Annotated in this window: 12 protein-coding genes; 8 read left to right on the forward strand and 4 right to left on the reverse strand. The window is 71.8% G+C overall.

Going from position 1 to position 13,141, the window contains the following annotated elements:
* Positions 1-298: 298 nt before the first annotated feature.
* Positions 299-1,132 carry a helix-turn-helix transcriptional regulator gene (locus AB0B68_RS08175; protein ID WP_357258533.1) on the forward strand — a complete coding sequence of 278 codons (834 nt, stop codon included), beginning with the start codon at positions 299-301 and terminating at the stop codon, positions 1,130-1,132.
* Here AB0B68_RS08175 and AB0B68_RS08180 read toward each other — a convergent pair.
* A complete protein-coding gene (locus tag AB0B68_RS08180; RefSeq protein ID WP_357258536.1) occupies positions 1,040-1,942 on the reverse strand; it encodes an AraC family transcriptional regulator in 903 nt (300 codons plus the stop codon). The two genes, AB0B68_RS08175 and AB0B68_RS08180, sit on opposite strands and share 93 nt — an antisense overlap.
* A 50-nt stretch (positions 1,943-1,992) precedes the next feature.
* Here AB0B68_RS08180 and AB0B68_RS08185 point away from each other — a divergent pair, with 50 nt between their 5' ends.
* Together AB0B68_RS08185 and AB0B68_RS08190 are read left to right on the forward strand one after the other, a co-directional pair.
* Positions 1,993-2,415, forward strand: coding sequence for a DUF2000 domain-containing protein (locus AB0B68_RS08185; protein ID WP_357207495.1), 423 nt, complete (start codon positions 1,993-1,995; stop codon positions 2,413-2,415).
* A gap of 96 nt (positions 2,416-2,511) precedes the next feature.
* Entirely contained in the window at positions 2,512-4,125 is a 1,614-nt protein-coding gene (locus AB0B68_RS08190; protein ID WP_357207497.1) for a ricin-type beta-trefoil lectin domain protein, read from the forward strand.
* Between the two features lie 52 nt (positions 4,126-4,177).
* On the opposite strand, the gene AB0B68_RS08195 is transcribed toward AB0B68_RS08190, so the two are convergent.
* The gene (locus AB0B68_RS08195; protein WP_357258539.1) at positions 4,178-6,709 is read right to left on the reverse strand and encodes an ABC transporter permease; all 2,532 of its coding nucleotides are present in this window, start codon (positions 6,707-6,709) and stop codon (positions 4,178-4,180) included.
* Positions 6,706-7,464, reverse strand: coding sequence for an ABC transporter ATP-binding protein (locus AB0B68_RS08200; RefSeq protein WP_357258542.1), 759 nt, complete (start codon positions 7,462-7,464; stop codon positions 6,706-6,708). Before AB0B68_RS08200 ends, AB0B68_RS08195 begins: the two co-directional genes overlap by 4 nt.
* A gap of 146 nt (positions 7,465-7,610) precedes the next feature.
* Between AB0B68_RS08200 and AB0B68_RS08205 the strand changes: the two genes are divergently transcribed.
* The 4 genes from AB0B68_RS08205 (at position 7,611) to sthA (ending at position 12,010) form a co-directional block, all read left to right on the forward strand.
* A complete protein-coding gene (locus tag AB0B68_RS08205; RefSeq protein ID WP_357258545.1) occupies positions 7,611-8,807 on the forward strand; it encodes a histidine kinase in 1,197 nt (398 codons plus the stop codon).
* Positions 8,804-9,442: a response regulator transcription factor gene (locus AB0B68_RS08210; RefSeq protein ID WP_357207217.1), complete on the forward strand. Its 639-nt coding sequence runs from the start codon at positions 8,804-8,806 to the stop codon at positions 9,440-9,442. The genes AB0B68_RS08205 and AB0B68_RS08210 overlap by 4 nt, the downstream gene beginning before the upstream one ends.
* Positions 9,443-9,530: 88 nt before the next feature.
* Complete coding sequence (locus tag AB0B68_RS08215) at positions 9,531-10,553, forward strand: fibronectin type III domain-containing protein (RefSeq protein WP_357258548.1); 1,023 nt, start codon at positions 9,531-9,533, stop codon at positions 10,551-10,553.
* Positions 10,554-10,606: 53 nt separating this feature from the next.
* Positions 10,607-12,010, forward strand: a complete 1,404-nt coding sequence (sthA, locus tag AB0B68_RS08220; RefSeq protein WP_355006606.1) for a Si-specific NAD(P)(+) transhydrogenase — start codon at positions 10,607-10,609, stop codon at positions 12,008-12,010.
* On the opposite strand, the gene AB0B68_RS08225 is transcribed toward sthA, so the two are convergent.
* Entirely contained in the window at positions 12,007-12,414 is a 408-nt protein-coding gene (locus AB0B68_RS08225) for a MerR family transcriptional regulator (protein WP_357258552.1), read from the reverse strand. The genes sthA and AB0B68_RS08225 overlap by 4 nt on opposite strands.
* Before the next feature lie 28 nt (positions 12,415-12,442).
* Here AB0B68_RS08225 and AB0B68_RS08230 point away from each other — a divergent pair, with 28 nt between their 5' ends.
* Positions 12,443-13,138: a methyltransferase domain-containing protein gene (locus tag AB0B68_RS08230; protein ID WP_357258555.1), complete on the forward strand. Its 696-nt coding sequence runs from the start codon at positions 12,443-12,445 to the stop codon at positions 13,136-13,138.
* Positions 13,139-13,141 lie beyond the last annotated feature (3 nt).

Consider the following 13,141-nt stretch of genomic DNA (forward strand, 5'->3'; position numbering starts at 1 on the left):
CCGCCCCAGACGGCCCCGACCCACACCTGTCGGTCGACATCGGGACTTGGACACCCGCCCCGCCCCGCCCCGCCCCGCCCCGCCCCGCCCCAAGATCGTGCTGGATCGTGGATGTAGTGGCCTCGATCGCCCCGCACACCACTACAACCAGGATTTAGTGCGATCTTGGGCGCGGGCGCGGGGCGCAGGGCGCGGGCGGGAGTGCGATCTTGGGGTGGGGTGGAACAGCGGGGCGGGGCTGGTCTGTTGCACTCCATGTGCCTGTCGATTCGCCGGCACCCACCGATCGGAGACACCCGTGGACCGCGCCCAACTCGCGAGCTTCCTGCGTACCCGTCGGGAGGCCCTGCAGCCCGAGGACGTGGGGTTGCCCCGGGGCCCCCGTCGGCGCACCGGAGGGCTGCGGCGTGAGGAAGTCGCCACGTTGAGCGGGATGTCCACCGACTACTACAGCCGGTTGGAGCAGCAGCGCGGGCCGCACCCCTCGGAGCAGATGCTCGCCGCCCTGGCCCGGGGCCTGCGGCTCTCCCTCGCCGAACGGGACCACCTGTTCCAGCTCGCCGGTCACGCCGCGCCGCGCCGCGCGGTGCGGGCCGACCACGTGAACCCGGGAATGATGCGCATCCTCGACCGGATGCACGACACCCCGGCCCAGGTGGTGAACCACCTCGGCGAGACCCTGGCGCAGACCGCGCCGGCCGTCGCCCTGCTCGGTGACGAGACCCGGTACACCGGGTTGGCGCGCAGCGCGCACCACCGCTGGTTCACCGACCCGACGGCACGGCAGCTGCACCCGGCGCAGGATCACCAGACACAGAGTCGCCTGCTCGTGGCGCACCTGCACGCGGCGTACACCCGCGACGGGCGCGGCTCACGGGCCGCCGCGCTCGTCGACGACCTGCTGGCCAGGAGCCCGGAGTTCGCGCAGCTCTGGCGGGAGCACCCGGTGCCCGCCGGCTACTGCCCGCCCAAGCACTTCGTGCACCCGGAGGTCGGGGCGTTGGAGCTACACTGCCAGACGCTCGTGGATCCCGACCAGTCACAGACACTGTTGGTCTTCACCGCCGTACCCGGGTCGCCGAGCGACGAGAAGCTGCGCCTGCTCGCCGTCATCGGCGGCCAGCTCGTCTGACCGCGATCGGCTCGGGCGGGGGTAGCGGGCCGGGCTGACCCCCAGGTAGCGCCGAAAGTGGCGGGTCAGGTGCGCCTGGTCGAAGAACCCGGCCGCGACGGCGGTCTCGGCGGGCCGCTGCCCGGCGAGGAGCAGTCGACGGGCCAGCTCGACCCGGCGGCCGGTCAGGTACGTGTGCGGTGGCACGCCGTGCGCCTGGGTGAACGCCCGGACCAGGTGGGTCGGGTGGGCGTGCAGCAGCTCCGCGGCCTCCCGAAGGGTGACGCCCTCGACGGTCCGGGCGTCCAGCAGCTCCCGTAGGCGCACCGCGAGGCCGTGTCCGGCCGGCTGGACACCGACCGGGCAGCGCTGGCGGAGCTGGTGGCGGAGCCGGTCCAGGATGAACGCGAGCCGGCTCTCGGCCTCGAACTCGTCGCCGGGTCCGGCGAGCGCCTGGTGCAGGTGGTGGACCCGGTCGCGCAGCCGCGCATCGGCCAGGTCCGGCTCGTCGACGGCCCGCCCGATCAGCTCGGCGTCGAGCGCCGAGGTGTCGAGGTACAGGACGCGCTTGCGGAAGCCGTCGGGTGTGGCGGATCTGCCGTCGTGCGGCACGTACGGCGGCAGGAGGGTGACCGACGTGCGCAGCGCGCCGTGCCGGTGCCGGTCCAGGTCGAAGCGGACCGCGCCGTCGTCGACGATCAACAGCGTCCACACCTCGTGGATGTGCCGGGGGTAGGCGTGGTCGACGAAATGGGCGTGGAAGACCTCGGCGACCCCGGCTACCGCGGGTCGCCACGCGCTGACGTGCGAGCCCGCCGGGCGGGTGGCCACGCTAAGAACGTACAAGACCGGTAGGTGTTCGGGCGGGCAGGCTCGACGCCATGACCGAACCGATCCGCTTTCCCACCAAGATCGCCGTGCTGCTCCGCAACGACCTGGCGGGCTGGCAACGGTTGAACGTCACCGCCTTCCTGGTCAGCGGCATCGCGAGCACGCTGCCAGAGCTGGTCGGCGAGGAGTACCGCGACGCGGACGGCACCGGCTACCTGCCGATGTTCGGTCAGCCGGTGCTGGTCTTCGCCGGGGACCGGGCGACGTTGGTCGGCGCGCACTCGCGCGGCCTCGCTCGTGGCCTACGGCTGGCGATCTTCACCTCCGAGCTGTTCGCCACCGGCAACGACCGGGACAACCGGGCCGCCGTCCAGGCGGTCGGACGGGAGAAGCTCGACCTGGTGGGACTGGCGTTGCACGCGCCGCGCAACGTGGTGGACAAGGTGCTCAAGGGTGCGTCCATGCACCCGTAACGGCATCCGTGGCGACGAAGACATTGATATCGGCCTGTATGACTGTAATGATTAACACACTTTACAGTTGTTTCGCCGCCCCGGAAGGACCCCCACATGGCGCGACGATCGGCCGGGCTCACGCCCCGCCACCCCCGCATCAGACTGATCACTGCGCTCGCCGCGGCCCTGCTCGCCGTACCGACCGGTCTGGTCGTCGGCGCATCGCCCGCCGTGGCGGCCGCGACGGGCACCATCACCGGGTACGGCGGCAAGTGCGTCGACGTGGCCGCCGCGAGTTCGGCCAACAACACCGCAGTCCAGCTCTTCGCCTGCAACGGCTCCTCCGCGCAACAGTGGACGGTCGGCGACGACGGCACGATCCGGGCGCTGGGCAAGTGCCTGGACATCGCCGCCGCCAGCACCGCCAACGGCGCCCGGGTGCAGATCTACGACTGCAACGGCACCGGGGCGCAGCAGTGGTCGGCCAACGCCGGGCAACTGGTCAACCCGACCTCGGGCAAGTGCCTCGACGCGACCGGCCAGAGTTCCGCCGACGGCACCCCGCTGCAGATCTGGAGCTGCACCGGCACCGCCAACCAGACCTGGACGCTGCCCACCGGCGGCGGCACCACACCACCCCCGTCCGGCGGTTTCACGCACCCCGGTGTGCTGGTCAGCCGGGGTCAACTCGACTTCGTCCGCGGCCGGGTGCAGGCCGGCGCGCAGCCGTGGGCGTCGGCCTACAGCCAGATGATGGGCAGCCGGTACGCCTCCCTGTCGCGCACCCCGGCGCCCCGCTCGGTGGTCGAGTGTGGTTCCTACTCCAACCCGAACAACGGCTGCACCGACGAGCGGGAGGACGCGATCGCGGCGTACACCGACGCGCTCGCCTGGTACGTCACCGGGGACGCCCGGTACGCGCAGAAGTCGATCCAGATCATGGATGCCTGGTCGGCGACGATCACCGCACACACCGGCAGCAACGGCCCGTTGCAGACCGGCTGGGCCGCCTCGGTCTGGCCCCGGGCGGCCGAGATCATCAAGTACACGTACACGAGTTGGCCCAACGCCAACCGCTTCGCCACCATGCTGCGCAACGTCTACCTGCCGGTGGTGCGCAACGGCTCGAACAGCAACGGCAACTGGGAACTGACCATGATGGAGGCCGCAGTCGGCATCGCCGTCTTCCTGGACGACCGGAGCGCCTACGACGCGGCGGTCACCCGCTTCCTCAACCGCACCCGGGCCTTCATCTACCTGCCCAGCGACGGCGCGTTGCCGTACACGATGCCCGGCAGCGGCCTGGACACCAGCGCGGAGATCATCGGCTACTGGCAGGGCCAGTCCACCTTCGTCGCCGGCCTCGCCCAGGAGACCTGCCGCGACTTCGTTCACACCGGGTACGGAATCTCCGCGATCTCGCACGTCGCGGAGACCTCCCGGATCCAGGGACGGGACCTGTACCCGCAGGTCGGTGAGCGGCTGCGCCAGGCGCTGGGCTTCCACTCGCGCTACCAGCTCGGCGAGGCGCCACCCTCCTGGCTCTGCGGTGGCAGCCTCACCCGGGGCCTCGGGCCGATCACCGAGGTCGGCTTCAACGCGATGAGCACCCGGTTGGGCAACGTCATGACCAACACCCAGACCCTCACGTTGCAACAACGTCCGGCCGGGACGAACAACCTCTTCGTCGCCTGGGAGACGCTGACCCACGCCAACAACCCCAACTGACCAGGTCGTCGTGGGGTGGCGCCGAGGGCCCGGCGCCACCCCACGACGGTGCTCAGTTCTCGGCCCCCAGCGCCTCCACCGGGCTGACCCGTGACGCCCGACGGGCCGGCAGCACCCCGGCCAGCGCGGTCAGCCCGACCAGCACCACGAAGAGCCCGGCCAGCGGCAGCAGCGGCGCGGTCAGCGGCGCCTCGATCCCGAGGGTCTGGACGGCCAACCAGGCGTACGGAATGCCGAGCACCAGGCCGATGGTCGCGCCGATCACCCCGTACAGGCCCGACTCGACGGTCAGCATGGTGCGCAGACCGGTCCGGGACAGCCCGATCGCCCTGAGCAGACCGGACTCGCGGACCCGCTCCACCACCGACAGCGCTGTCGTGGAGCCCACGCCGACGACAGCGATCAGCACGGTCAGGCTGACCAGACCCACCGCGATCCAGACCAGGGTGCGCACCAACGCGTCGTTGCGGTCCCGTTCGTCGGCGAGCACCGCGAGGCCCACCCCGTCGCTGCCGCCGATCGCCTGCCGCAGCGCCCGCACCCCGGCGGTGCGACCGTCCTCGCCGGCCCCGGCCGCGTCGGCCAGCAGACCGGTGTACGCGGCTGGCACACCGAGCCGGTCCAGGTCCGCCGGATCGGCGAGGATGCCCGCGTGCAGCGGACCGTCACCGGGCAGGACCGCTGCCACCCGCACGTCGACCCGGCCGGTGGCGACGGCGAGCGTGACCGTGTCGCCGGCCCGCAGACCCGCGTCCCGCGCGACCCAGCTGTTGACCACGATCCGGCCGGGGCCGCGATCGGTCAGGGCGCCCTGGGCCACGTCCAGGGCCTTGGTGCTCGGCAACGCGGCCAGGTCCAGGTCGCTGGTCGGATAACCGGCCTCGACGTCGCCGAGCTTGTCCGCGCCGCGCAGCAGCCGGGCGTCGTCGACCCTCCGGTACGGCACCACCCGGGCCAGCGCACCGCGCGCCGCCTCGGCCCGGGTCACCACGGCCGGCGGCAGGGTCCCACCGTTGGTCGTGACCTCGAAGTCGGTCGGAGCCGACAGCGCCATCTCGCGGTCGGCGAGGATCTGCAACGACGCGCCGCCGATGACCACCCCGGAGATCAGGGTCACGCCGAGGGCGACCACGACGGAGACCGCAGCGGCGCGGCGTGGGGCACCGCCGATCCCGCCGATCGACATCCGCCCGATCGGCCCGAGCTGGCGCAGCGGCCAACCCACCACGGCCAGCACCGGGCGCACCAGCAGCGGGCCGAGGGCCACCAGCGCGAAGAACGCCAACGTGCCGGACCCGATCAGCAGGAGCAGTGGCATCGACGCGTCGTAGTTCGACTGCTCCGGCTTCGGCAACCGGCTGATCGTCCCGACCGCCGCCAGGATCGCGCCGACGGCCAGGAGCAGCCCGAAGGCCAGACGCAGCACGCCGATGCCGCGGCGGCCGGCGGTGGTGCTCGCCGACCGTAGGGCCTCCAGCGGGGAGACCCGGGCGGCGGAGAGCGCCGGTGCCAGCACGGCCAGCACGGTGATCACGACAGCGCCGATCACCACCGTGACCGCCGCCACCAGCGGCAGGCCCGGCGTGGAGACCTGGTGGCCGGCGGCGCGCAGGGCCGGCGGCAGCGCGTACCCGAGGGTGAGTGCGGCAGCGACCCCGACGACGCCGGCGACCAGCCCGGTCAGGGCGCCCTCGGCGGTGAGGGCCCCCACCAGGGTGGCCCGACTCGCGCCGACCGCCCGCAGCAGCGCGAGCTGCCGCATCCGCTGGGCGAAGACGATGCGGAAGGTCGAGGTGACCACCAGCGCGGCGGCGGCGACCGCGATGGAGACGAACATGCCGACCAGGATGAAGAGTTTCCCGACCTGCTCGGCCACCGCGTTGGCCTCGGCGTCGCGTACCTCGGCACCGGAGCGGATCGGCTGGGCGGCGACCACGGCGGTCACCCGTTGGCGGACCGCGTCGGCTTCGGTGCCGGGCGTCACCCGCACGTCCACGCGATCCACTGCCGTCAGTCGCGCCCAGCCGATCACGGCGCTCTCCGGGGCGTACGCGTCGTTGCCGGCGTCGGCGGTGGTCTCCACCATGGCGGTCACGGTGAGCGGAGCGGGCGCGCTGAGTTCGCCGCCGGTAGCGCTGGTGGTGGTGCCGACCGACAGCCCGAGCCGCTCGGCGGTGCGCGGGGTGATCGCGATCTGGCCCGGGGCGTCGGGGTACCTGCCCTCGACGACCCGGACCGTGCTCAGCGGGCCGGCGCCCGGATCGGACTGCAGGTTGAGGTATCCCTCGCCGATCGAGACCCCGGTGGCGACCCGGGCGACCGCCTCGGCAACCCCGGGCACGGCCCGGATCTGCTGCACGTCCCGCACTGTGGGTGGCGGCACGTCGACGCTGCCGATCACCAGGTCGGTGACGGCCGGAGTGCCGCTGAGGTTGTCCCGCACTGTCCGTTCGGTGATCTGTTGCACCAGCACGGTGCCGAAGACGACGAACGACGCGACCAGGATCGCCAGGCCGGTCAGGATCAGCCGGCCGGGCCGTCGGGCCGCGGCGGTCGTCTGGGTACGCAGCACTGCCGCCCTCATCGGCGGGCCGCCAGGTCACGCAGGGCGTCGGTGACCGACACCTGGTTCGGCTTGTCGATCTCACCGGCCAGCCGCCCGTCGGCGAGCAGCACCACCCGGTCGGCGTACGCGGCGGCGATCGGGTCGTGGGTGACCATGACGACGGTCTGGCCAAGGTCGCGTACCGAGTCGCGCAGGATGGTGAGCACCTCCGCGCCGGAGCGGGAGTCGAGGTTGCCGGTCGGTTCGTCGGCGAAGACCACCTCGGGGCGCGCCACGAGCGCCCGGGCGAGCGCGACCCGCTGCTGCTGACCGCCGGACAGCTCGCTGGGCCGGTGGTTCAGGCGGTCGCCGAGGCCCAGCATCCGCACCAGGTGCGCGAGGAGTTCGGCGTCGGGCTGCCGACCGGCGAGGTCCAGCGGCAGGGTGATGTTCTGTGCGGCATTGAGCTGTGGCAGCAGGTTGAAGGACTGAAAGACGAACCCGATCCGTTCCCGGCGTACCCGGGTCAGCGTCCGGTCCGACTGGCCGGTCAGCTCCGTGCCGCCGAGCAGGACGCGACCGGAGGTGGCCGTGTCGAGGCCGGCGAGGCAGTGCATCAGGGTCGACTTGCCGGATCCGGACGCGCCCATGATGGCGGTGAACTCGGCCCGGCCGAAGCCGACCGAGACCCCGTCCAGGGCACGGACGGCCGTGTCGCCGCTGCCGTACACCTTCACCAGGTCGACCGCGGCTACCGCGGCGTGGCTGGTCTCCGGCGGGGCGTGGGTTGTCATCGTTCCTCCAGTGGCTGCGTGGTGACCGGGAAAGCCTCGCCGCGACCGGCGGGCGGGCGCATCGGCCCGGGGCCGGGTATCGCCGGTGCGGGGTCTGCCTTTTGGCCGATCCGACACCTCCGTCCGGCTGGCTACGCTGGGTCACCATGAGCACGCCGGATCTTCGACGATGGTGGGTACGCCTGGCCCAGACCGCCGGGCTGGTGGCCATGGGGCTGCTCGCCCTCTTCGACCTGCGGTACAGCTCGCCCACGAGCCTGGCCGCCCTGCTGCTCCTGCTGGTACGGGTGGGGCTGGCGGTGGCGACGGTCCCGCTCTGGCTGCCGGTGCACCGACCGGGCTCCCGCCGGCTGCCGTTGGCCGCGCTGATACTCGCCTCGGCGTCACTGGTCGTGACCGCGGCGATCGTGATCATTTCCGACGGCCGCTACGGGCTCGGTGGCGGCAGCTGGGGGCTCGCCGAGTCGGCCGGGCTGATCGGGGTGGTCTTCGTGGTGACGCGCTGGGGCGCGCCCCGACTCGCCCCGGCGGCGGCGGTGGTCGCCGGGCTCGCCGTCGCCGCGCTGCCGCTGCGTTCCGGCGCCGACAGCCTCCTGGTGATCTTCGGTCTGCTTCAGGTGATCGCCGCTGCCGGCGCCGCCGGGGTGGGGCTCTACCTGCGCGTCGTGGCCGCCGGCCGGGAGCGGGCCATCGCCCTGGTACGGGCCGAGCAGCGTGCGGAGTTCGCCCGGGACCTGCACGACTTCATCGCCCACCACGTCACCGGCATCGTGGTGCAGGCACAGGGCGCCCGGTTCGTCGCCGAGCAGGACCCGCAGCGGGTGATCGTCGCCCTGGAGCAGATCGAGCGGGCCGGCGCGGAGACGATGGCCTCGATGCGGCGGATGGTCGGCATCCTGCGCAACCCCGACGCCCCGCCGGACGCGCCGCTGGCGCCACTGGCCGGGGTGACCGAGCTGGAACCGCTGCTGACCGGGTTCAACGGCGCGGCGAACGCGCCGGCACGACTGCACGTCGACGGCGACCTGAACGGACTGCCGGTGGAGGTCTCGACGTCGGCGTACCGGGTGGTGATGGAGGGGCTGACCAACACCCGCCAGCACGCGCCGGACGCGCGGTCCGTGGCCGTGGCCGTGCGGCGTACCCCTGACTGGTTGCTGGTCCGGGTCGCCGACGACGGCGCGTCGCCGCGAACCGCGCCGGCCCGGGGGCACGGCTTCGGCCTGATCGGCCTCACCGAGCGGGTACGCGCCCTCGGCGGCACGATCACCGCCGGGCCTGGCGTCGCCGGTGGCTGGGTGCTCGACGCGGCGTTCCCGCTCCACGTGGCGGTGGCCCGGTGATCCGGGTGCTGATCGCCGATGACCAGGCCATGGTCCGGACCGGCTTCGGCATGATCATTGGCGCCCAGCCGGACCTGGAGGTGGTCGGCGAGGCCGCAGACGGCGTCCAGGCCGTCGAGCTGGCCCGACGACTGCGTCCGGACGTGGTGCTGCTGGACATCCGGATGCCCCGCCTCGACGGTCTGGAGGCACTGCGGCTGCTCGCGGGGCCGGGCGTCGCCGACCCGATCCGGGTGGTCGTCGTGACGACGTTCGACCTCGACGAGTACGTACACACGGCGCTCTCCAACGGAGCGTGCGGCTTCCTGCTCAAGGACTCCGGCCCGGCCCTGCTGGTGGAGGCCGTCCGCGCGGCCGTGTCCGGAGACGCGCTGATCAGCCCCTCGATCACGGTACGGCTGTTGGAGCACCTCAGCTCGCCGGCCCCGGCGCGCGACGACGGCGGCCTGTCGCCACGGGAACTCGACGTCGTGAAGCTCGTCGCCCGGGGCCTGACCAACGCCGAGATCGCCACCCAGCTCTTCATCGCCGTGGGCACGGTCAAGACCCACCTGGCGAGCGTGCAGATGAAACTCACTGCCCGCAACCGGGTCGAGATCGCCGCCTGGGCCTGGGAACGGCGCCTCGTCGGCTGACGGGACAACGCCCCGACCACCGCCGACCTATCATCGTCATCAGTCGATGACTGGTCCGCTGCGGTCACTCGAAGCGAGGCGATCAACCATGCGCGATCATCCGAGGCGCGGCGCCCGGTCCAGGGCCGCCGCACTGGCCGCCTGCACGCTCACGGCAGTCCTGGTGGCGACGGGCGCGACCCCGGCGTACGCGGCCGCCGACGACACCGAGCCCCCCACCGCCCCCGGCCCGATCACTGTCGCCGCCATCGACACCACCTCGGTCGAGCTGACCTGGGCTGCCTCGACCGACAACGTGGGGGTGGTCCGTTACCCGGTCTCCGCGCAGTTCGAGGACAACGGCCTGACCTGGTCGACCGACACCAACAGCATTCGGATCACCGGCCTGCGGCCGTCGCGCACGTACACCTTCTTCGTGTCGGCGCTGGACGCGGCCGGCAACAGCTCACCGTCGAACCCGAGCCTGCGGCTGACCATGCCACCGGGGGACGACCAACCGCCGGGCGCGCCGGGTCAACCGGTGGCGTCCGACGTCACCGCCACGGCGGTCCGGCTGCGCTGGGCGCACTCGGTGGAGAACGCGGCGCTCGAACGGTACGAGGTGTTCCGGGTGGACGCTGGCGGCGCTCTCACGCTGGTCCGCGACGTTTCCCAGTACCCGCCGGTCAACAGTGCCACGATCAACGGGTTGGCGCCGAACACCACGTACACCTTCGTGGTGCGGGCCCGCGACGAGGTCGGACTGCTGTCCGTGCTGTCCGCACCAGTCACCGTCACCACCCTGCCGCCGCCGCCGAGCTGCGCGGTCCGGTCAATCGTGGGGCAGTGGCCCGACGTGTTCGTGGCGCGTCTGACGATCACGAACACCGGCCCGACGGCGATCGACGGGTGGACGATGAGGTGGCGGTTCTACGCCGGCCAGCAGTTGCGCAGCCTGTGGGGCGCGGAGGTGGTCGACCGCGACAGCAGCTACCTGCGGGTGCGCAACGTGCGCCACAACAAGCTGATCCCGCCCGGCGGCACCGTGTCGGTGGGGCTGGTCGCCACCGGGACGCAACTACCGGAGGAAATCATGCTGAACGGCGGCCTCTGCACGGTGGCAGACGAATAACGCTCGACTCCGGGGTCTGGCGTGCGCCGCGACATCTTGCGACGCTAACGCCTGTGTATGACTACGACCTGTTGGTGCTGGGCTCCGGGCCCAGCGGTCAGAAGGCCGCGATCGCCGCCGCCAAACTCGGCAGGCGGGTCGCCATCGTGGACCGCCGCGACATGATCGGTGGGGTGTGCATCAACACCGGCACCGTGCCCTCCAAGACCCTGCGCGAGGCCGTGCTCTACCTGACCGGCCTGAGCCAGCGCGACCTGTACGGCAGCAGCTACCGGGTCAAGGAGGACATCACCGTCAGCGACCTGGCGGCCCGGACCCAGCACGTCATCACCCGGCAGACCGACGTCATCCGCAACCAACTGTCCCGCAACCGCGTCACGATGATCACCGGCACCGGGCGTTTCGCCGACGCGCACTCGATCTGGGTCGACGGCGGCTCCGGCCGCGAGTCCAAGGTGACCTTCGACAAGAGCGTCATCGCCGCCGGCACCCGCCCGGCCCGCCCGGACAGCGTCGACTTCGACGACCGGACGATCGTGGACTCCGACGGCGTCATCAACCTCCAGGCCGTACCCCGCAGCATGGTCGTGGTCGGCGCCGGCGTGATCGGCATGGAGTACGCCTCGATGTTCGCCGCGCTCGGCACCAAGGTGACTGTGGTGGAACGCCGCGACCGGATGCTGGATTTCTGCGACGACGAGATCATCGAGTCACTCAAGTACCACCTGCGCGACCTGTCCGTGGCGTTCCGCTTCGGCGAGGAGGTCGCGGCCGTGGAAAAGCACCAGACGGCGGCGCTGTGCATCCTCAAGAGCGGCAAGAAGATCGTCGCCGACACGGTGATGTACTCGGCCGGCCGGCAGGGCCAGACTGACGACCTGGCGCTGGAGGCGGCCGGGTTGGAGGCGGACCGACGCGGCCGGATCACCGTCGACGCCAACTACCGCACCGCGGTGGAGAACATCTACGCCGTCGGCGACGTGATCGGCTTTCCCGCGCTCGCGTCCACCTCGATGGAACAGGGTCGGCTGGCCGCGCAGCACGCCTGCGGCGAGCCGATCCGGGAGATGCACGGCCTGCAACCGATCGGCATCTACACGATTCCGGAGATCAGCTTCGTCGGACAGACCGAGGCGCAGCTCACCGAAAGCTCGACACCGTTCGAGGTGGGCATCGCCCGGTACCGGGAGTTGGCGCGGGGTCAGATCGTGGGCGACTCGTACGGCATGCTGAAGCTGCTCGTGTCCCCCGACGACGGTCGACTGCTCGGGGTGCACGTGTTCGGCACCGCCGCCACCGAGATCGTCCACATCGGTCAGGCGGTGATGGGCTGCGGGGGCACGATCAACTATCTCGTCGACGCGGTGTTCAACTACCCGACGCTGGCCGAGGCGTACAAGGTCGCCGCCCTGGACGCGTCCAACAAGATCCGCAACATCACCCGCATCGACGGCTAGCCACCACCGCCGACCTCGACCAGCTCCGCCAGCTGAGTGCGGTAGTTCGGGCAGGTCGAGATGTCCTCGTGTGAGCAGTTCAGCCCGGCCGCAAGCAGGTCGAGCGCCGAGCGCAGCGCCGCCATCCTGGCCTGCACCGCGTCGTGGTTGCGGCGCAGTACGTCCTTTCGGGCGGCCGGGTCGCCCGCGGCGAGGAACGCCCGGATGTCCGACAGCGACAGGCCGGCCTGCTTCGCGCGCAGAATCGAGGCCACCCTGAACAGGTCGTCGCGGGTGTAGCGGCGACGACCGCCGGTGACCCGCACTGGGCGGAGCAGGCCCACCGACTCCCAGTGCCGCAGTACGTGCGCTGGCAGGCCGAAGTGGTCGGCCACCTCGCCGATCGTCATCGGGCTTGACTTCATGTCGACATTAAGTCCGAGGCTGGCAGGCATGTCCAGTCTTCTAGCTGCCCTCGATGCGATTGAGAGCGAACCCACGGCCGTCGCACTGCGCGCCCGTTCCTACGAGTTGCTCGGCGACCTCACCGGCCGAACCGTCGTCGACGTTGGTTGTGGCAGTGGCCGTGCCGTCGGCGAACTGGCCGTGCGCGGAGCCCACGCGGTCGGCGTCGACGTCGATCCCGAGATGATCGCCGTGGCCCGCGCGCGCTGGCCTGCCGGCGAGTTCCACGTCGGCGACGCCACCGAGCTGCCGATCGAGACCGGATCGGCCACGTACTACCGGGCGGACAAGGTGTTGCACGTGCTCGACGATCCGGCGCGGGCCGTGGCCGAGGCACGGCGCGTGCTCACACCGGGCGGTCGAGCCGTACTGCTGGGCCAGGACTGGGACCTGATCGCCATCGATTCGGACCAGCCGGAGACCACTCGCCGGCTGGTCCACGCGCGGGCAGACTCGCTCCCGTCGCCGCGCGTCGCCCGCAGGTATCGCAACCTGCTTCTCGACGCCGGCTTCACCGACCCGATCGTCGAGGTGCACAGCGCGGTGTTCACCGAGGACACCGCGCTCAAGCTGTTGGAACGGATCACCGACGAGGAGATCTGGCTCGCCGAGCAGGCCGAGCGCGCCCGGACGAACCGAATCCTCGTCGTCGTCCCGATGTTCCTCGTCGCCGCCCAAACCTGACCC

The organism is Micromonospora sp. NPDC049049 (assembly GCF_040649115.1).
GTDB lineage: Bacteria > Actinomycetota > Actinomycetes > Mycobacteriales > Micromonosporaceae > Micromonospora.

Coding starts and splice junctions, on each gene's coding strand:
- AB0B68_RS08185 (WP_357207495.1), top strand. CDS start 1,993: ATGACCGAACCGATCCGCTTTCCCACCAAGATCGCCGTGCTGCTCCGC.
- AB0B68_RS08190 (WP_357207497.1), top strand. CDS start 2,512: ATGGCGCGACGATCGGCCGGGCTCACGCCCCGCCACCCCCGCATCAGA.
- AB0B68_RS08195 (WP_357258539.1), bottom strand. CDS start 6,709: ATGAGGGCGGCAGTGCTGCGTACCCAGACGACCGCCGCGGCCCGACGG.
- AB0B68_RS08200 (WP_357258542.1), bottom strand. CDS start 7,464: ATGACAACCCACGCCCCGCCGGAGACCAGCCACGCCGCGGTAGCCGCG.
- AB0B68_RS08205 (WP_357258545.1), top strand. CDS start 7,611: ATGAGCACGCCGGATCTTCGACGATGGTGGGTACGCCTGGCCCAGACC.
- AB0B68_RS08215 (WP_357258548.1), top strand. CDS start 9,531: ATGCGCGATCATCCGAGGCGCGGCGCCCGGTCCAGGGCCGCCGCACTG.
- AB0B68_RS08225 (WP_357258552.1), bottom strand. CDS start 12,414: ATGAAGTCAAGCCCGATGACGATCGGCGAGGTGGCCGACCACTTCGGC.
- AB0B68_RS08230 (WP_357258555.1), top strand. CDS start 12,443: ATGTCCAGTCTTCTAGCTGCCCTCGATGCGATTGAGAGCGAACCCACG.